Here is a 19,810-nt window from a genome sequence, read left to right as displayed (position 1 = left end):
AATAGCGTTTTGGACCCACCTGACTCCATGCCGAACTCAGTAGTGAAACGAAACAGCGCCGATGATAGTGTAGCATTTGCTATGTGAAAGTAGGACATTACCAGGCTTCAAATTGTAGAAAGCCCGATTCGAAAGAGTCGGGCTTTTTTACGTCTGCAGAAAAGTGTAAATAAAAGTTGTAGCCAAGAGTCCATGCCGTACTCAGTAGTGAGACAAAACAGCTCGAAGGCGAGCCTCGCGGAAGGCCGCTCCGGCACAAAGATAGTTTAGCATTTGCTATGTGACTTTCTACCGCTGTGCGCACCATGACATCCTACTGCGTAGCGCACCGACCTCAAATTGTAGAAAGCCCGACTAGAAATAGTCGGGCTTTTTTACGTCTGCAAAAAAGTAAAATACGCGCAATTAACACACACATCAACACCCATCACGTAGGTAGGGCGTAGCGAGTCTCTATGTGACTCTCCACCGCTGTGGGCACCGCGATGTTCTATTCGTAGCCGCTGACTTCGCATTGTAGAAAGCCCGAATCTAACGAACCGGGCCTTTTTATGTCCTTAGAAAAGTGATTTAGGTATTCCTCTATAGCGAAGCGTCTCTATAGCACAGCGCCTCTTAGTAAATAATTCACTTAATTTAACGTGTTAAAGTGCTCGCTGATGCGAGAGTAGCATTTCACTGTTGTCCTTTACCGTTGTGTATAATAGCTTCTATTGCGTAGCGCACCGATTTCACATTGTAGAAAGTCCGTATCTAACAATTTGGGCTTTTTTGCGCCTATAGAAAGGAAAATATGAGTGAATAATATCGATATAAAATATATAAGCAGATTGGTATTACATAAAAAGTATGAGATCCTCATAAATTAAAGTTATTTTTAAATTAATGGTATGAGTTAATGACTAGCCATTAACAAACTACTGACTTAACTTGTTTATAAAGGCAATGAATACTAATATAATTTCATGACTATATAACTAGAATTTTTTGAGTTAGTTGTTTTAAAATTATCACCAATAATGATTGTGAGCTGTAACTAAATGCACTATGAAACATTTTTAGATGACTCTACTTCGCTAGTTGAATTTACACGTATTTACTTAGCTATTTTTTATACTTTTGTTGCGGGGTTTTATACATTTAGAATTATTTATAAAAATAGAAATACACCATCTGGCGTTGTTTATCCAGGAGATAAATTTTGTTCTAGTTGGTGGAACCATATGGTTTTTAAGTTTTTCAGAGCTGCTATTTGGTTTGTATGTGTAGTGAGAGTGTTTGTACCTGAGTTAGATAGTTATTTGGGTCTGTTTTCGATATTTAATGGCTGGCCAGGAGTATTGTTTGGCGATATTTTATTAAGTGCGGGTTTTATTTTGACGATGTTTGTACATTTCCATATGTCTGAGCTTTGGCGATCAGGAATTGATCCTAAAGGACCGCATGAGCTTAAAACCTCTGGGTTATATGAATATTCTAGAAATCCGATGTATTTAGGTATCGTAGCAGCACAAGTAGGTTTCTTTTTAGCCTTACCTAGTATATTTAGTTTGATCTGCTTAGTGGTTGGTTTAATTGCTATATATAGACAAACTTTAGTTGAGGAAGCTCATTTGACCCATCGTTTTTCTACACAATATAAAGAGTATAAATTACTTGTCCCTCGCTGGTTATAGCTTGAGGTAAGGCTATAAGTATATTGAATGTAAATTAAGAGTTATGGGGTTTTCTATGTTGAATTGTAAAAGGTTCACACGATAGACAAAAATTAGATCGCTTCTTTTTGTTCTATGTATTTTCCCATAAACTCTTTTTTAGAAATAGCCTTTGAAAAGAAATAGCCCTGAATATAATCACAAGCAAGATGCTTTAATAGGTTGTATTGTTTTTGTGTCTCAACGCCTTCAGCAACAACCATAACATCTAGGTTGTGCGCCATGGTAATAATAGCTTTAACTAGAGCAATACTATTATCATTTGATTCAATATCTTTAATGAATGAACGATCTATTTTTAATATATCTATGTCTAAGCGCTGTAAATATGCAAGCGAAGAGTATCCAACACCAAAGTCGTCAATGGCTATGTCTATATTAATTGTGCTTAAGCGTTTTAACTGTTGTTGTATTGAGGAGTCTGGGTCCATTAATGTATTTTCTGTAACTTCAATTAAAATAGTATTTGCGGGAAGTTGGTATTTTTTGCTTGCGGTAATCCAATCATCCACCCAGCAACCAGCACGATCAATTTCAATAGGTGATGTGTTCACACTTATTTGAATCGTTTTCTCACTCAAAATATTAAATTGGACGGTATCTTGAATTGCTTGAGATTTAACCCATTGCCCTATTCCGTTTATTAATCCATTTTTTTCTGCTACAGGTATAAACTCATTTGGTCCTATTAGACCCCGCGTAGGGTGATACCAACGTATAAGGGCTTCAGCTTTTGGTACTGATTTTCCATCAATTGAAAAAATAGGTTGGTAATATAATTCAAATTGATTTTGAATGATTGCAATACGTATCTCTTCTATTAAACGACGCTTTTCTGTAGCTTTTTCTTCAATAGCATAAGAAAAGAACTCATAGCGATTACGCCCTTTATTCTTAGACAAGTACATTGCTTGATCAGCACGTTTAACGAGCTCTTCTACTGTTAAGCCATCAGCAGGGAAAAACGTTAAACCTATACTTGCTGTAACATACACTGTTTCTTTTTTTATTTTTATACTTTGCATTAAGCTGTTTTTTACAACTTCGGCAATTTTTGATGCCTCATCTGAACTACTTACGCCCTCTAAAATCAACGTAAATTCGTCTCCGCCTAAACGAGCTACTGTATCTTTACTTGTTATACAGCTTTGAAGTCTGGTTCCTACTTGGTGTAATAGTAAATCGCCGTAGTCATGGCCAAGGCTATCGTTTACCTCTTTAAAACCATCTAAATCGATAAATATAAGGGCGAATTTCATTCCTTCAACACTTACTAAGCTTTGTAGTTTCTCGTAAAAATACCGTCTATTTGGTAAATCGGTTAACCCGTCTTGGTAAGCATACTGTTGCAGCTGAGAATTTGCATTTTCAAGTTCGTTAGTGCGAAGCCTTACTTGATTTTCTAACGAATTTTCCCTTTGCTCAATATTGTGCAGCATATCGTTAAAACAAGAAGTAAGTTGTCCCACTTCATCTTGAGATAATAGCTTGGCACGTAAGCTGTAATCATGTGATGTTGTTATTTTATTAGCCGTTTGCGCTAAATACAGTATTGGATTTAAAAATCGGCGTCTGAGTAATAAAGACAAAAGTAAACTTACTGCAAACGTAAAAGCCATTAAAATTAAAATAAACTTAATATAAAAAGTAATTCTATCTCTAATATAGCTGTCATTTGCACGTATTTGTAGGTCTCCATAATGGTTAGTGTCGAGCGTTAGAGGGGTATTTACTTCAATACTATGTTCAACCTCCATTGCTTCTGATTTAGCTATTGCTAATTGTTTTCCAGCCTTATTATTTACAGCTACGCTAATAACATCAGATCGAATCAGTATAGGATTAATAAGCTCCTGAATAGCTTCTATATCATCAAACATAAGTGCTGTTGTTATATTTGGGGAGAGCATCTTTGAGAGAGAATCTAAGCTTTCTATTTGGTCTTCTTTGGCACTTGTAATTTCATAAGCACTGAATACAAGAGTAACAGTTGCAGTAGAAACAAGTGCCACGCTCATTAGGATGAATAACAATTTTTTGCTTATTGTATTTAGTGCAAATAATTTCTTCATTGCATTACCTATCTACAACGCGGGCAAGGCGTAGTACTTTTGAACTCATAGTAATGCCTGCATCTTTAAGTTGCTTTGGCGCAATTTCAAAGCGAATTTTTCCACTCGATAGAAAAAATCGGATATGACCACCGTTTTGAATAAATACATCGGTTTCACCTACTACCATTATATTATTTTGCATTAAAGGTTTTGCAATGTTCCAAGCCTCTACAGTATCGGATGTAATGAATAGCATGTTGCATTTTGTACTAGCTAATTCCTCGAATGAAATAAATTTACTACGAAGTGGTAAGTCCTGAATTGTTCTGTTTTTCAAAGCAACGTTTGCTATATCAATGAAGTTTTGGTCTGGGCTACATAAAGTAAATGCTTTTTGCTCACTTAACGAAGTATGCCATTGCCCAAATCTAGCGAAGTTATATAAAAAGCCTGCTTTTAACATATATTCTTTTTCCATAGCATAACTGTTCGTACTAAGTGAAAGTACAAAAAGTATTATAAGGCTATGAAATGATCGTTTAAATTTCAGCATTTATTAACTTAAAATGTCGCTTTAATAGTAAAGGTAATACATTCATCAATATAGTTAGGTATTGTGTAAGTTTCGCGAGTATTTCCATATTCTATATGAGAACCCGCAAATAAATTTTTACCTGAAAGCGCCGTTGACCACTTTGGATTGATTTGATAGTTCCAAGTAAGATCTAGAGTTGTGTAGCTATCGGTATTGTAAGCATCAGAATTTTCTACGCGCAATGTCGCAAATATATTATGGTTCTTAAGTAGTGTGTAATTGGCTTTAGCAAATAGCTGCCTATTCGTTGAATCAAACCCAATGGAGGGGGTTGTGCCTACTGGTAAGTCGTAATCAATCCTTGTGTAGCTGTAACCAAGTTCTGTACTTAGTGTATTTAAAGGGTGCCATGAAATAACAGCATCAAGGCCATTAGTCGTTGTTGCCCCTACAGATACTAAATCTAAATCAATTTGTGTTGTTGTGAGTGCTAAGGCCGCTTGCTGAAATTGCCCTGCTTGAAAAAAAGCGAGAGCGGGCAAAAACTGATCTGCGTGCGTATTTAAATTAATGACTGCAACGTGCTTAGCATCAGTATGAAAAGTCGAGAAGTCCACTGACCATTTTTCATCTGTAAATCGGTAACCTAATTCGTAGGATGTATAATTTTCTGATTTAACGTCATCGTTACCATTTAAAAATGTAGCAATACGATACTCGTCAATTGCTGTTACGCCAGTGCTTGAGCCTAACGCTTCGATAACTTTAGTACCGTTTACTGTAAAGTTATCATTAAACTCGATAAGGGTGGGTGTTCGTACACTTCTTGATAGAGCGCTCCATACTAAATGGTTTTCAATTGGTTTATACACGAGTCTTGCAGATGGTTGGTTTTCCCATCCAGTTAAATCATTATGATCGAATTTAGTGCCAATTATAAAGTCTAGTGTATTTGGAATGAAGTTATATTGAGCCTGAATAAGCCCGCCATATTGCTGTAAGCTATCAAGGTCTTTATCGCTGTCTAAAAACACGCTTTTTTCAAAAGAAATACTATTGTATCGATAACTCAACCCCCAATCTAATTGTAGGGACTGATAAATAAAGTTCATTTGATAATCTATATCAATAGATTCAAAATCTTCCTTTATATATTTTTGAGAACCGTTTTGTTTAAGCCAAGAGATTTGTAACATTTGATTGGCATCAGGCGAGATTCGATTTTCTAAGCGAGCCATAACGCGAGAGTCTGTTCTTTCTAAGCCGTCAGAGAAAGAAATGTTTTCATTAGTATCATCAATCACACCGCGATAATTTTGTCCTAAATCAGAATGAGTAATAGTACCTTGAAACAATCCTGACCATTCATCATTAGGCGTAAAGTCAGCTCGGATACCAAATGATTGTTGTTTTGTAGTGTCACTAGGTGTCAGTGAAACACCTTTTTTGGATTCATTGGCATCTTTTAAGTGGCCATAAACACGGTAACTGCCGATGTTACTTATATCACCACCGTAGCGAAGATTTGCATCTGCATTTATTTGATTACCAGTAGTTACACTTGCGTATCCACCGCGAGTATCAATACTGTTTTTAGTAATTATATTAATAACGCCATTATTTGCGTTACTACCCCAAAGTAGTCCGCCTTGCCCGCGTATTACTTCAATGCGTTCAATATCGTATAAAGGAACATTTAGCGTTTCCCAATAGACTGCGGCAAATTTAGGTGTATATAAACTTTGACCGTCAATCATTACTAACAGTTTGCTTGAAAAACGAGAAGCAATACCTCTTGAAGAAATAGCCCATTGATTGTTATCAAGCTGACGTACAATTAAACCAGGTACCATTTTAAGGGCTTCGGGAACTGAGGTTGCTCCAGACTTTGTTATTTGCTCTTTGCTAAGCACATAAATTGATGAGGCTGTATCGAAAGCTGACTGTGCTCTTTTCATCGCGGAAGTTACTTGCACATCCATACCCATTAAGGCATCAAGATCGAGGTCTTCATCTTCAAACGGCTCAGCCGTTACAAGAGGGCACACAAAAAGTAATGGCCAAAATAAACGTTGTGATATTTTCACCCGAAAGTCTCCTGCGCAATCAAAAAATCAAAAACAATGACTGTTTTTGTAATACATGTGATATCACACAATATTAACATACGTTAACAGCGTAAAAGTATAAATGCGATTAAATCAAAATAACTAATGTTGTAGTAGTTAAAAAATTTAACTACGGCCAATAAAACAATAAAAAATACAGTAGATACATTTTATACAAGTACATTTATTAAAGAGTAAAAAAATAGAAGTTACTGAGAGCTATATGGTTATTTACAATTTAAAATTTAGGCTATTTTTGAAGGACTTCAAAGTATTTTGCGGTTATTGATTATTTAACTTTGCATATCATGCTTTTGCAGGGCGATATTAATTGTACGTGCACGATTAATCTAACTTTTTATTAATTATTATTGTAGTTTCAATTACCTTTGCTTTTATTAAAGGTATATAGAATACTTAAATTCGCTTGGTTTTGCTTTAAAGGCACCAGAGTATGATGAAAAATGAATTGATTAATGTAGAAGAAGTACTCGCTTTAATGCTTGATGCCGTGTGTGTGGTAGATAAACAAGGCACATTTGTTTTTGTAAGTGCTGCATTTGAGCAAATTTTTGGTTATACAGCCGATGAAGTTGTTGGCAAAAAAATGATTAACTATGTTTACGAAGGTGATCATCATAAAACCCATAACGCCGTAACATCGCTATTGTCTGGTGACATGGTGAACCCTCGCTTTGAAAATCGTTGGTTGAGAAAAGATGGTGAAGTAGTACATATACTATGGTCTGTTCGCTGGTCAGAGCAACATCAAGTAAGAATTGCTGTAGCGCACGACATAACCGAGCGTAAAGTAATGGAAGAACAACTACATTACATGGCACGGCACGATGTATTAACAGGTCTGCCTAATCGATCTTTATTGATGGACCAGTTAGAAAAGGTAATTGTTAGTGCAACTACAAACAACACATTTTTTTCCTTACTATTTATAGACATAAATGGCTTTAAAGCAGTAAACGACACCCACGGACACGAAACTGGCGATAAGCTTTTATGCGCCATTGCAAAAAGGCTCTCAGCATCGGTTAGACACTACGATACAGTAGGGCGTTTAGGCGGAGATGAATTTTTAATTATTTTAGATAATTTAAGTTCTAGCCACGAAACTGTCAGAATCAAAAATAAAGTCCTCACTGAGTTTAAGGACGTCTTTAAGCTAGGTGACGTACTATTAAATATTTCACCTAGTATTGGTATTGCAAACTACCCAGAGCACGGTCAAACAGATCACGAACTTATAAAATATGCCGACCAAGCGATGTATAAAAATAAACAACGAGGGTTAGATAACGTAACCTACTTACCTCAATAACTAAGCTGAACTACCACCTTAGATTAAACAATAGTCAAAACGCCCTTAACTATAATACCTTACTTGCCGCCATATTTTTAATATCGGTTTGCCAGTGCTGCGCTAAAAAGTCGATGAAAGCACGCACTGCCGTTTGCTGATAATTACGTGATAAATAAACTGTCCACAAATTATGTCCAGATGATAATGAAGGCGATTACCGTGTTGGCAGCAATACATATTTTACTAATGACGCAGGCGAGAGCAAAGTTTCGGTCACTGATTACGCAACAGCAATGGTTGATGAAGCGCAAAAAGCAGTGTACGTAAATCAGCATATTAGTATTGCCTACTAACATGATTACTACTTAAAAACGTTTGATTATTTAGATATAACAATACTGGCTCATAAGGCTAAAATAATTTAATCTGAGCGTATTAATTCTTATTAAATTACTTGCCTTATGAGTCTTCTTTTTTCTCTTGCGTTAGCAAGCCTTCCCGCTTTACCTGAGCCAGTTGCGAATAATGCTGTTGCTAAAGTTATAGTACAAAACCAAACCTATTTTTTAAGCTTTATGGGATTAGGCAGCGATAAGCTGCACTCGTCAGTGCATAACAAAGTGTGGGCGCTTAAAGTTGGCGATTCACAGTGGCAATCTAAAACTGGTGTGCCTTCAAGCTTGCCATTAAAAGGGCGCTTAGCTAGCACCGCAGTCGGTTTAGGCGAGTACGCCTATGTATTTGGCGGCTACACGGTAGCAGAAGATCATACTGAAGTTTCAAGCCCAGACGTTTATAAGTACGACGTAATAAAAGATACTTACACTCATCTTGCGAGCATGCCAGTACCCGTAGACGATAGCGTAGCGCTGAGCTACAAAGCGCGTTACATTTATCTAATTAGCGGTTGGCATAACGATGGCAACGTAAACTTAGTGCAAGTATACGACACGCAAAATAATACATGGCAACAAGCCTCGCCATTTTTAGGTGAACCCGTGTTTGGTCAGGCAGCTGCAATTAGTGGGAATACCATTGTTATTTGTGATGGCGTTAAAACACAAGCTAACCCTGATTCGCGTCGCTCGTTTGCAGGTGTAGCACAGTGCTTAAAAGGCACAATAGATTCAACTAATCCACAAAAAATAGATTGGCGTACGTTGCCTCATCCAACGGGCATCGCTCACTATCGAATGGCAGCTAGCAGCTATAATGGCAATATTTATATGATGGCAGGCTCTAATAACCCATATAACTACAGCGCAATAGGTTACGACGGTAAGCCTGCACCAGCAAGTGATCATGTTTGGCGTTTTAGTGTGGATAAAAACGAATGGGAGGTTTTATCACCGGCTAAAGTAAAAAGTATGGATCACCGTGGTTTGCTTGAGCACAAAGGTGTTTTATACCGAGTTGGCGGCATTGATAACAACCAGCAAGTAAGCGCTAACGTACTCAGTTATAAGGTTGAAAAATGAACACCCTTTACATTACCGGCGCAGGAGTAAGCGCAGCCAGTGGCATTCCCACTTTTAGAGGTGAGGACGGTTATTGGACCATAGGCAGTAAAAATTATACGCCTATGGAAATGGCAACACGCGCAATGTATCAAAATGCCCCTAAAGAGTTTTTAGCATGGTATTACCATCGCTTTGCAACGTATCGCAACCATGGCCCAAATGACGTGCATCATTGGCTGAGTAACAAAAACCTAATTACTCAAAACATAGATGGGCTTGATGGCAAAGCAGGTAATAAAAACTACATTGCTATTCATGGCAGGCTTGATCAAATGACCTTATTTCACCATCAAGGCGATGACGTAACCCCTTTTACCGCTCCGTGGGAAAAGGTCGATGAAAGCTGCTTACACAACTCTTTATTTGATGTGTTTAATATTCAAAACCAAGCACCTGAGCTTAATTACTCTTTTAAACCCTTTGTTTTATTGTTTGATGAGTACTACACCGAACTTTATAGAATTAGCGAAGCGCAAAAGCGTATGAGCAACGCCGATAAAATCGTATTTATGGGTACCTCGTTTAGCGTTAACATTACGCAAATGGCGATTGAAATAGCCCGCGATTACAATATTACCATTGAAGTTGTAGACCCCGAGCCAGCTCATATTTTACACCCCAATGTGAGCTATAAAAAAATGACGGCACTGGAATACATTCAAAACAATTAAAGTAAGCATTTTATGAGCATTTAACGCGCAATATTTAATGTTATTTACAATTTTGCAAAGTTTTTATCTCTCCAGTTATACATGTTGTTCTATAATGAAAGTAATCGCCTTTAAAAACATAATAATATATAAGAGACATAAATGAGTGATTTAACCGCAATAGCCAATTTATCAATATTATTAGTAGAACCTTCAGACGTTCAACAAAAAATAATTATAAAATCGTTATTAGATAGTGGCGTTAAACAAGTAGAAACGGCAACCACACAAGAGCAAACATTAGCACTTCTTATTAAATATCAACCAGATTTAGTCATAAGCGCAATGTATTTGGCCGATGGAACAGCCGACACCTTATTGCAAAAAATCAGATCAAACCCAAGCACCGAACATCAACCGTTTATGCTCGTATCAAGCGAGCGAAATAAAAAGTATTTAGAGCAACTACGTCAATCGGGTGTATTAGCCATTTTACCAAAGCCTTTTAGTGCAACCGCTATTACACGCGCTCTTAAAGCCACGCTAGATATAATTAGTGAAGAAGAAGTAGACCTTGAACATTTTGATGTAACATTGCTAAGAGTGCTGGTTGTAGATGACAGCCGCTTTGCGCGTAAACACATTATTCGTGTACTTGCGGGTATGGGAATACCTGCCCCAGTAGAAGCCGAAAATGGTAAAGAAGCTATTGAGCACTTAAACAACCAATCATTCGACTTAATAGTAACCGACTACAACATGCCAGAAATGGACGGGCGAGAACTAACAGAAACCGTTAGAAGCTCAAATAGCTACTCGCATATTCCTATTTTAATGGTGAGCTCAGAAGCCAACGAAACGCACCTAGCAAATATAGCCCAAGCAGGGGTCGATGCAATTTGTGATAAACCGTTTGAGCCAGCAACCGTAAAAGATTTACTGTTTAAAATAATGTCTTAAATTATTAACCCAAAGGCTAACGTTAAAACACATTAGCCTAAGTGAATATAATAAAAGCAGCGCTTGTTAAAAGTCGCTGCTTTTATTTTATTGGCTAGGTACGTTATAAAGACTAAACGCCACAAAACATAATATAACTGCAATTGCGGTATCAAATACTCGCCATCTAAATGGTGAACTTAATATGCTTTTAAGTTTAGGTGCAAAAAGTACTAAGCTGCTAAACCAAATTATTGAGCCAACACAAGCGCCAAGTGCAAAATGCATTGGGTTTGGTTGTAAAGCGCCAATATTGCCAAGTAATAACACGGTATCTAAATACACATGTGGATTTAACAAACTAATTGCAAAGGCCGAAAGAGCAGTACTCCACCAGCTTACTTTTTCTACTTGGCTTACCTTTAAACCCGAAGTCCCTTTAACTGCTCGCATTGCAGATCCATACGCTAAGTACAAGAGCATCGCAATACCGCCCCACGTTAACCAAGGTAGTAAGCCCGGTAATAATTGCTGTAATTCATTTGCTGCAAATACACCTATTAAAATAAGAGTCGCGTCGCAAATAATGCATACCGAGGCTAAAACAAACCGATTAGCGCCAGCCATACATTGGCTTAAAATCCAGATGTTTTGCGCGCCAATAGCAATAATTAAACTTAGTCCCAGAATCACACCCGATAAAAACGACATACTTTAAATCCACTCAATTATTCAATGCCTTGCAGGGTAGGGGGTATTCTGTTACAAATCCAATGAATATATTTAAGGTTATATGCGTAAAACTCATGATTGATTATCAACTACTCAATGCACTTTCGGCGGTTATTAGTGAAGGCGGGTTTGAAAAAGCCTCTAAAAAACTATTTATTACGCAATCGGCAGTAAGTCGGCGGATTCATCAACTCGAAGCCAAACTTGGAGAGCCTGTAATTATTAGAACGCAGCCACCGCGCCCGACCGCTCTTGGCAAGCGTTTACTTAATCATTTACAACAAGTGCTGCAGTTAGAAGTTGCTTTAAACGTAGATGCACTTAACGAACACTCCAGCTTAAATACACCTCTTAGTGTAAAGTTGGCTGCCAATGCTGACTCACTAGCTACATGGTTGCCAGAAGCCCTTGCTATACTAGACACAGAATCTGATTGTAAATTTAGATTTGAAGTGATCTCAGAGGATCAATCCATCGCTCATAAAAGAATGAAAGATGGCGAGGTAATGGTGTGTATTAGCTCATCTTCTGAGCCTGTAAATGGCGGGTTAGCAAGCCCATTAGGCGCTATACGCTACAAGGCAATTGCGAGTCCTGAGTTTATTAAACAACATAACCTCACTTCGCTTTCGCAATTGGCGCAGCTGCCCTGTTTAGTTTTTAGTGAGTACGACAAGCTACAGCACCAGTTTTTAGAAGATATTAACGGCTCAACGCCAGAGTATATGCATATATATCCCTCATCAGAGGGATTTAAACAAGCCATGATAGCAGGCCTAGGCTATGGTTTATTGCCGACTTTGCAGCTTGGCGATTCCTTGCAAAAAGGGGAGTTAGTTGACTTATTTCCAGAGTATTATATTGATACGCCCTTGTACTGGCATTATTGGCAAAGTGAAAGCCCGCAACTTAAAGCACTGCGTAAGTTTGCAACGCAAGTTGCGGCTAACCGATTAGAACCAATTTAAAGGTGTTTATAACTGCCCTAATCTATAAATAAGTAATGCGGTTTTTTTAATGTTTTTATCAAGGCTGGTTAAATCGGCCGTTTCGTTTTTAGTGTGCGCACCGCTACCCATTAAGCCCAAACCATCAAGTGCCATATCAACATGGTTTGCCGCAAACGAAATATCTGCCGCACCTGCATTGCGAGGGTTGGCGGCTACTACTTTGTTGAAGCCTAAATCGTGGCTTGCGTCGCTATATAATTCTAATAGCTTTTTATTACCATCAGTTAATGCCATTGGCGGGTAACCGTCTTCAAAAATAAGCTCTGCTTTACTGCCATTTAAACTGTTGCTAGCAATAAGTTGCATTGATCTTTTTGCGTTTTCTAATTGTTTTGGTGAAAGTGCGCGTAAATCACCTGCTACATGCACGGTTTGTGCTATTACATTGCTTTTACCAAACGCCGTTGCTGACGAATTTGCACTGTCGTAATCGGCATTTGTACCGCCTACAATAAGCCCCGGGTTAAACGTTAAATTAGGTTGTGTGGCAAGTTGTTCTCTAAAGTCATTTAAAATGCGTGATGCTTCGTAAATAGCGCCATAACCAACGCTTTCGCTAAATATTTGCGAAGAATGCGCCGCATTTGCCGTTACGTTCAGCGTCCAACCGGTATAACCACGGCGCGCCGCCATAGCTGTTTTTATATTGTTATCGCCATTTTCATAACCAAGCGCTACGTCAGCCCAAATTGCCGCATCAACAATAGCTTGTTTAGATAAGCTAAGCGGGCGACCGCTGCTTTCTTCATCGCCAGTCAGTAACACTTTTATGCTTACATTTTCGAGTAAATTAAGGACTTGCAAGCTTTTAAGTGCGGTAATTATTACCGTGTTACCGCCTTTCATATCGGCTACACCTGGGCCACTGGCGGTGTTTTCATCAAGCTGTTTGTAGGTAGTAAAGTTATCGTTTTTGGCAAATACCGTATCTAGATGGCCGATCATCAGTATTTTTATTGCATCGGGGTTTTTACTTTCATGGGTTGCTAATACATGCCCTGCGCGGTTGAACGCACTGCCATCTAGCCATTCTACTTTAAAACCTATGGCTTTAAGCTGCTCGCTTGTCAGCGCACCTACTTTTTTTACACCTTCAATATTAAGCGAACCACTATTAATATTTACGGCTTGCTCTATTTCTTCAAGTGCTTGGGGAATGTTTTTATCGACCTGTTTTACTATTTCACGCTCGTTTTTATCAAGCGCAGCATGGCTTGTAAGCGGTAAGGTACTAGCAAGTGTGAGAATAAGTGCATGGCTAAATTTTAAAAATGACATAACAGCATAATAAGTGAGAAATAAGAGTATTTAATATGAAGTAAAAATACACAGGATTCAATAGAAGGTGATTGTGATTTTTAACTAATTTTATAAGCAATAACGAGTTACAACTTTTAGGGTTAAAGGGTGAACGTGTTATTAGTTTAAACACTGATATTTAAAATATAACCTGTTAATTAATAATCAAGCTGTATAACTAAACAGTAATTTGTCTGATATTACTGATCTCCGCCATTTTGGGGTTTTGCTGCATTTAGAAAAGATAAGGCGAAGCTAACTAACTGTTTACAGTTGTTTATTTTATAGCTAGGATAAAATCATTGTAATATAGGTACATTTGTCGGTTTGTAAAACGACAAGTGTCGTAGACTAAATTGTCAGGTGTAAACGGATATCATCAAGTATATGGATATTTTCAAAGGTATAGATTTCAATGATTCGTTTGTTCTCGGTTGGAGTTCAAATACAACTGAAATCACATTCAAAATTGAGGCTAGCATTTGGCCTGATTCACCTCATTATCTAAATCCAAAACCTGATGAATATACTTGCTACCGTAAATGTGAAATTCAATTTACGGGTTTTACTTCATATTCAGGGCTTGTTGAACAAAGTAGTGTTAAACCAAACAATGATATAGATGGTTCATTTGATTATGGCAATATAGACTCGTTAATTAAAACAAATCAGGGCTTTAAGGTTGTAGGTGAGTTTGGTAACTTAGAAATTATAAACGGCAAAGTTCAGTTAAAAATTTACACATAACAAGAGAATGAATAGTGATTCACTTTAGTTTGTCATTTTTAGTTGCAAACGACGCAATAAAACGGCCAAACTAGCTCACACATTATTCAGGCGTTGAGGCTGTAGAATTACTATTTTTCAAGAAAAACAGCCTCGTTTATGGGCTCCAAATGTATTACCTAATGCTTTAAAAACGCTTAGAGTTAATTGCAGGAGCTCGTTTTTTAATTGAATTTGGCTGTTGGAGTTATTCTACAGTCTAGTTATAGATTCAAGATGACTTCACACAGAGATTTAAATCCCACACATGAAATTGCTGTTCTAGATTCATATAAGAATCTCCTTTCATCACAAGGTAAAGTACTTGAATTAATTAACAGACCAGATCCGCCTGATGCAATTGTAAAGATTGATGGCGTAGATACTTGGATAGAAATAACCGATGCACATTTTAGCCAAGAGACTGCAATCAGCATAACTTCTCATGCCGCAGATGATAAAGTTCACATATCGTCAAAAGGCGATTTAGTTGGAGATTTTGATTCAATTACTAATGGAAGAGTTGAGTCAGCAATTAAAGCTAAGTTACAGAAGAAAACAATGCAAAGCATTGCTACATTAAATAAACCAGGGATATTACTTGTTGGGTTATATGGGCCATTCTTTGACATACTTCAGGTTGAAAGTAATTTTTCTGATGAATTTAAAGCTGAGTTAAAGACCCAGAATATTTTTAGTTCTATTTATGTTTATCAAACCTGTAACCAAAACACTCATGCGTACCATAAAATCAAATGAAGCAATACTCTGTCGTAAAAGTGATATCTCTTAATAAAAAATTTATCTATTCAGAAAAAAGCTTTGGCTCTAGAGTTCCTCAGGTCGGTGATATTGGAACAATAGTTGAAGTTTATGATGGAGCCTTTGATATTGAATGTAGCGATGAAAATGGTGTTACCATTTGGCTTGAAGTATTTGAACCTAGTGATGGAGGTTTAGAGTTACTGTATATATAACAAGCTTTTATTAATGCTGAATATTTTCCCTTCATTCTATCTAGCCGGTATTTAGAATTAACAACCATCAGGTTTAATACCATTAGCATTAAACCTGACAGCTCAAACTCAACCAATCAACGTTAATTAGTCGGCATTAAATAAATCTCACGTACGCTGTTGCGCTGATTTGCTTCAATAGCAAACAGTACAGCGTCGGCTACATCTTGTGGGTCGAGTTTATCGGGTTTTGCCTCATCAAAAAACGGGGTGTTTACCATACCTGGTGCTATGGTGGTACAGCGGCCATTCCACTCACTCATTTCCTCAGCTAAGTTTTGTCCAAAGCCATAAGCAAACCATTTAGTTGCACCGTAAATAGAGCCGCCAATTGGCTTACGGCCAGCAGCAGAGCTGGTTAATATAAAGTGACCTTTATTTTGGCGTAAATGCGGCAGTGTTAGTTTTGCAGTCCACAGTAGGGCTTTAATGTTTATGTCGATCATGGTTGACCACTCATCCGGATCCCCTTTTTCGGTGCCAGCGGTTGAAACGCCCATGCCTGCGTTAGCAAAGGCTACATCCAAACGGCCAAACTTTTCAATGCCTTTTGTTACTACGTTTTCAAGTGCGGTAAAGTCTGTGGCATCTGCAGCTACGCTAAGTGCGTTATTTGAGCCTAATGATTCAACTAATTTAGTTAATTTGTCTTCGCTTCTGGCGGTTAAAATGACTTTGTGGCCATTGTTAACCAGCGTTTTTGCGGTTGCTTCGCCAATACCGCTTGAAGCACCTGTAATGAGGACTATTTTTTCTTTCGCCATGACTATTTCTCCTATGTTTACATATTCAAAATTATGAGAATTGTTTTACTAATGAGTTGGTCTTAAATGTATTTCTCTGATGTTATTGCGCTGATTTGCCTCAATGGCAAATAACACAGCCTCGGCAACATCTTGCGGGTATAACTTGTCAGGTCTTGCTTCATCAGTAAAAGGGGTATTTACAGCGCCAGGGGTGATGGTTGTACAACGCCCATCCCATTCACTAATTTCTTGTGCTAGGTTTTGAGAAAAACCATAAGTAAACCATTTGCTTGCACCGTATATAGAGCCTTTAACAGCTCTGCGACCAGTTGCTGAGCTAGTAATAATAAAGTGTCCTTTGCTTTGGCGTAAATGCGGCATTGTTAGTTTTGCAGTCCACAGTAGGGCTTTAATGTTTATGTCGATCATGGTTGACCACTCATTGGGGTCGCCTTCTTCAACCCCTAAAGTGTCTAGCCCTTTACCTGCATTAGCAAAGGCAACATCTAAACGACCAAATTTTTCAATGCCTTTAGCAACTACGTTTTCAAGCGCGGTAAAGTCGGTTGCATCTGCGGCTACGCTAATGGCGTTATCTGAGCCCAATGACTCTACTAATTCAGTTAATTTATCTTCGCGTCTAGCGGTAAGTATTACTTTATGACCATTGTTAACCAGCATTTTTGCGGTTGCTTCGCCAATACCACTTGAAGCGCCGGTTATGAGTACTATTTTCTCTTTTCCCATAGATAACCTCTTTTGTGAGCCTTGAAAGCTTAAAATAACCATACCAATAAACGATTAACCTATATTGAATAGGCGCTATAAATTAGCCGTAAATAGGTGGGCTCTACGTATCAAAAACCATAGTTTTAACGGTATTTTTAAAGTTGAAATAAGTGATTAAAAAAGATAGGTTTAAATTTTTTATTCTATATACTCGCGCCACTTCTTTTGAAGTCGGTTTTTATTAGATTTAACCATTATTTTGCTGAGTTTCAGCCACATTTATCGGAACAAACATGAAAGATAAGCTTTTAGCGTTTTGGCAAAGCCATTCAGAAACAATCATCACTTTAGGGTACAAAGTGATTTTAGCGTTGGTGATTTTAGTTGCGAGTGCCTTAATTGCACGCTCGGTTAAAAAAGCGATTAAAAACTCTAAATCTCCATTAAAAAGAGTAGATAGTACGCTACTCCCGCTTTTATCGAGTATTGCTGGTTATTTAGTTTATATAATTGGCGGGCTATTTATTTTAGATATTTTTGGCGTTAATACGGCAAGCTTAATTGCGCTAATGGGCGCTGCAGGTTTAGCGATTGGTTTAGCCCTTAAAAATACGCTGAGTAATATTGCTGCGGGTATTATGCTGCTAATACTCAGACCTTTTAAAATAGGCGACTTTGTTGATGCCAGTGGCACGCTTGGTACTGTGAGTGAAATAAACCTATTTACCACTATTTTTAAAACCACCGACGGCCTTTATATAGCATCGCCTAACGGCAAAGTGTGGGGGGGCAATATTAAAAACTTTACTCGTAATGGCAAAAGACGAATGGATATAGTGGTGGGTATTTCGTATGCCGACTCGATTGACGTTGGTTTAAATGTACTTAAGGAATTAGCCGCATCAGAGAGCCGATTACTCGCAGAGCCTGCACCTAAAGTAATGGTGACATCAATAGGCGAAAGCGCAGTAAACATTCAATTACGTGCGTGGGCTGTTAATGGTGATTATTGGCAAACCGTGTGGGATTTAAATAAACGCGTTAAAGAAGCTATTGAAGGCGCTGGGCTGAGTATTCCGTTTCCGCAGCGTACGCTGCATATATCGGAGTCTATGGCGTCGGCAATAACTGTTAACAAAGATGCTTAAATATGTATTAACATAAACATAAATAAAAATAGCGAGCCTTGGCTCGCTATTTTTGTATTAGCCTTTGTGCTGACGAGGTATTAACCTTCTAATTGAAAGTCGTACACTGAGCCTAAATTAAGTAACTGTGTAAGCTCATCAAGTGCTTGGTAGCTTTCGGTGAGTAGGGCTGAGTCTGCAAAGTCACTTGCGCCTAGTTTGTCGCGGTAGTTACGTTTTGCCCAGTTACACAGTTGTGTGTACTTAGTATCAGTTAAAATAACCTCTGGGTTTACTGCAGCAAGTTCTTGCTCGTTAAGGGCTACACGTAAACGCAAGCAAGCTGGGCCGCCGCCATTTTGCATACTTTGGCGTAAATCAAAAAACTGTACTTGGTTTACTGGGTTATCAGCCATAATCATTTCTTCAATGTAGGCGTTAACCGCGCTGTTGCGTTTACACTCTTGTGGTGCCACTAACAGCATTGAACCATCTTCAAGGCTCACTAGCTGGCTATTAAATAAGTAACTACTTACAGCATCGGTAATACTTACTTTATCGGTAGGTACTTCAATAATGTAAAATTCTTTACTGCCCACATACGCTTCGCGAATATCTTGCAGTGCCAGAGCTTGGTTTAAAAATGCTTGCTGGTGGCACAGTAATACGTTGGCGTTACCTACTGCAATTACATCATTATGAAACACACCTTGGTCTATTACGTCTGGGTTTTGTTGTAGTAAAATTTGGCTTGAATCTTTTAAGTTATGTAAGCGACAAATTGCTTCTGAGGCTTCAAGTGTTTGCCTTGCAGGAAACTTAGCGGGTTTTGGTAATTGGCTGTTAAACGCGCTGGCACCAAATACAAACATTTCAAGGCCTTGCTCGCCGTGGCTGTCACAAAAACGAGTATGGTTTGCTGCACCTTCGTCGCCAAAAAAGCCTTGGTCTGGCAAATGGGTATGGTGCGCAAAGTATTTGTCGTTATTAAACATCGCTTTTAATAAGCGTGTAGTAGTTGCAGGCTCTAATGAACGATGAAACTTATTATTTAAATTAGCTGAAGTAAAATGTACTTTGCCGTCGGTTGTATCAGGAGATGGCGATACCGTAGCTGCATTTGCTGTCCACATTGCTGACGCTGAATAACACGCGCGTAATAAAATAGGATCAGCTTTAAATGCTTTGTGAATTACTTGTGCATCGTTACCGGTAAAGCCTAAGCGGCGCAGTACGTTTAAGTCGGGGCGCGCATGAGGGGCAAATACACCTTGAGTTAGGCCTTTGTCGTGCATGGCTTTCATTTTTTCAAGGCCTTGAAGCACTGCCTCTTGAGGATTTGAAAAGCTTGCTGCGTTATTTAACGAGGCAACATTACCATACGATAAACCAGCGTAGTTGTGAGTAGGGCCAACTAAGCCATCAAAATTAACTTCCAAAGCGTGCATACACGTTCCAACTAAAAATTTTCAATAGGATGCAACAATACAACGCATTAGGGCTGCTTGCAAAGTTATAAACGCAGTGTTTTTACTAATTTTTTCGACGTT

18 protein-coding genes, 1 rRNA gene and 1 pseudogene are annotated in these 19,810 nt (G+C 38.2%); 11 read left to right on the top strand and 9 right to left on the bottom strand.

Annotation, left to right across the window (positions count from 1 at the left end; translation table 11 throughout):
• Positions 1–106 (top strand): 5S ribosomal RNA (gene rrf / locus BW142_RS06785); the annotation flags it as partial.
• A gap of 934 nt (positions 107–1,040) precedes the next feature.
• A complete protein-coding gene (locus BW142_RS06780) occupies positions 1,041–1,676 on the top strand; it encodes an isoprenylcysteine carboxylmethyltransferase family protein (protein WP_024598455.1) in 636 nt (211 codons plus the stop codon).
• A gap of 92 nt (positions 1,677–1,768) precedes the next feature.
• On the opposite strand, the gene BW142_RS06775 is transcribed toward BW142_RS06780, so the two are convergent.
• From BW142_RS06775 to BW142_RS06765, 3 genes are all read right to left on the bottom strand, one after another.
• Positions 1,769–3,787, bottom strand: a complete 2,019-nt coding sequence (locus tag BW142_RS06775; RefSeq protein WP_076924365.1) for an EAL domain-containing protein — start codon at positions 3,785–3,787, stop codon at positions 1,769–1,771.
• A gap of 4 nt (positions 3,788–3,791) precedes the next feature.
• A complete protein-coding gene (locus BW142_RS06770; RefSeq protein WP_253188803.1) occupies positions 3,792–4,247 on the bottom strand; it encodes a YfiR family protein in 456 nt (151 codons plus the stop codon).
• A gap of 83 nt (positions 4,248–4,330) precedes the next feature.
• Positions 4,331–6,391, bottom strand: coding sequence for a TonB-dependent receptor (locus BW142_RS06765; RefSeq protein ID WP_076924364.1), 2,061 nt, complete (start codon positions 6,389–6,391; stop codon positions 4,331–4,333).
• Between the two features lie 475 nt (positions 6,392–6,866).
• On the opposite strand from BW142_RS06765, the gene BW142_RS06760 reads away from it, so the two are divergent.
• The gene (locus BW142_RS06760) at positions 6,867–7,745 is read left to right on the top strand and encodes a diguanylate cyclase (RefSeq protein WP_076924363.1); all 879 of its coding nucleotides are present in this window, start codon (positions 6,867–6,869) and stop codon (positions 7,743–7,745) included.
• A 49-nt stretch (positions 7,746–7,794) separates the two neighbouring features.
• Here the strand turns inward: BW142_RS06760 and BW142_RS20595 are convergent.
• Positions 7,795–7,914 (bottom strand): annotated as a pseudogene (locus BW142_RS20595) (LysR family transcriptional regulator); the annotation flags it as partial.
• Positions 7,915–8,188: 274 nt separating this feature from the next.
• Between BW142_RS20595 and BW142_RS06750 the strand changes: the two are divergent.
• The 3 genes from BW142_RS06750 (at position 8,189) to BW142_RS06740 (ending at position 10,857) form a co-directional block, all read left to right on the top strand.
• Positions 8,189–9,205: a kelch repeat-containing protein gene (locus tag BW142_RS06750; RefSeq protein WP_076924362.1), complete on the top strand. Its 1,017-nt coding sequence runs from the start codon at positions 8,189–8,191 to the stop codon at positions 9,203–9,205.
• Positions 9,202–9,918, top strand: a complete 717-nt coding sequence (locus BW142_RS06745; RefSeq protein WP_076924361.1) for a Sir2 family NAD-dependent protein deacetylase — start codon at positions 9,202–9,204, stop codon at positions 9,916–9,918. Before BW142_RS06750 ends, BW142_RS06745 begins: the two co-directional genes overlap by 4 nt.
• A gap of 141 nt (positions 9,919–10,059) precedes the next feature.
• Complete coding sequence (locus tag BW142_RS06740) at positions 10,060–10,857, top strand: response regulator (RefSeq protein ID WP_076924360.1); 798 nt, start codon at positions 10,060–10,062, stop codon at positions 10,855–10,857.
• A gap of 87 nt (positions 10,858–10,944) precedes the next feature.
• Here BW142_RS06740 and BW142_RS06735 read toward each other — a convergent pair whose 3' ends face one another.
• Positions 10,945–11,547 carry a LysE family transporter gene (locus BW142_RS06735; RefSeq protein ID WP_076924359.1) on the bottom strand — a complete coding sequence of 201 codons (603 nt, stop codon included), beginning with the start codon at positions 11,545–11,547 and terminating at the stop codon, positions 10,945–10,947.
• 95 nt (positions 11,548–11,642) lie between these two features.
• Here BW142_RS06735 and BW142_RS06730 point away from each other — a divergent pair, with 95 nt between their 5' ends.
• Positions 11,643–12,536, top strand: a complete 894-nt coding sequence (locus BW142_RS06730; protein WP_076924358.1) for a LysR family transcriptional regulator ArgP — start codon at positions 11,643–11,645, stop codon at positions 12,534–12,536.
• 6 nt (positions 12,537–12,542) lie between these two features.
• Here the strand turns inward: BW142_RS06730 and BW142_RS06725 are convergent, their stop codons facing one another.
• Complete coding sequence (locus BW142_RS06725) at positions 12,543–13,856, bottom strand: M20/M25/M40 family metallo-hydrolase (RefSeq protein WP_076924357.1); 1,314 nt, start codon at positions 13,854–13,856, stop codon at positions 12,543–12,545.
• A gap of 408 nt (positions 13,857–14,264) precedes the next feature.
• On the opposite strand from BW142_RS06725, the gene BW142_RS06720 reads away from it, so the two are divergent.
• The 3 genes from BW142_RS06720 to BW142_RS06710 all read left to right on the top strand — a co-directional run bounded on the left by BW142_RS06720 (position 14,265) and on the right by BW142_RS06710 (position 15,619).
• Positions 14,265–14,624 carry a hypothetical protein gene (locus tag BW142_RS06720; RefSeq protein ID WP_076924356.1) on the top strand — a complete coding sequence of 120 codons (360 nt, stop codon included), beginning with the start codon at positions 14,265–14,267 and terminating at the stop codon, positions 14,622–14,624.
• Between the two features lie 255 nt (positions 14,625–14,879).
• A complete protein-coding gene (locus tag BW142_RS06715; protein ID WP_076924355.1) occupies positions 14,880–15,401 on the top strand; it encodes a hypothetical protein in 522 nt (173 codons plus the stop codon).
• Positions 15,398–15,619, top strand: a complete 222-nt coding sequence (locus tag BW142_RS06710) for a hypothetical protein (RefSeq protein WP_004334476.1) — start codon at positions 15,398–15,400, stop codon at positions 15,617–15,619. Before BW142_RS06715 ends, BW142_RS06710 begins: the two co-directional genes overlap by 4 nt.
• A gap of 122 nt (positions 15,620–15,741) precedes the next feature.
• Here the strand turns inward: BW142_RS06710 and BW142_RS06705 are convergent, their stop codons facing one another.
• Together BW142_RS06705 and BW142_RS06700 are read right to left on the bottom strand one after the other, a co-directional pair.
• Positions 15,742–16,422, bottom strand: coding sequence for an SDR family oxidoreductase (locus BW142_RS06705; protein ID WP_024597443.1), 681 nt, complete (start codon positions 16,420–16,422; stop codon positions 15,742–15,744).
• 48 nt (positions 16,423–16,470) lie between these two features.
• A complete protein-coding gene (locus tag BW142_RS06700) occupies positions 16,471–17,151 on the bottom strand; it encodes an SDR family oxidoreductase (RefSeq protein WP_076924354.1) in 681 nt (226 codons plus the stop codon).
• 275 nt (positions 17,152–17,426) lie between these two features.
• On the opposite strand from BW142_RS06700, the gene BW142_RS06695 reads away from it, so the two are divergent.
• Positions 17,427–18,281, top strand: a complete 855-nt coding sequence (locus BW142_RS06695) for a mechanosensitive ion channel domain-containing protein (protein WP_007586226.1) — start codon at positions 17,427–17,429, stop codon at positions 18,279–18,281.
• Positions 18,282–18,361: 80 nt separating this feature from the next.
• Here BW142_RS06695 and astB read toward each other — a convergent pair whose 3' ends face one another.
• On the bottom strand, positions 18,362–19,708 hold the full coding sequence (gene astB, locus BW142_RS06690; RefSeq protein ID WP_076924353.1) for an N-succinylarginine dihydrolase: 1,347 nt from the start codon (positions 19,706–19,708) through the stop codon (positions 18,362–18,364).
• Positions 19,709–19,810: the final 102 nt, after the last annotated feature.

It is taken from the genome of Pseudoalteromonas sp. EB27, assembly GCF_001974875.1.
GTDB lineage: Bacteria > Pseudomonadota > Gammaproteobacteria > Enterobacterales > Alteromonadaceae > Pseudoalteromonas.
The sequence above is the reverse complement of the archived record's forward strand: the minus strand, read 5'-3'. Positions and strand labels throughout refer to the sequence as shown.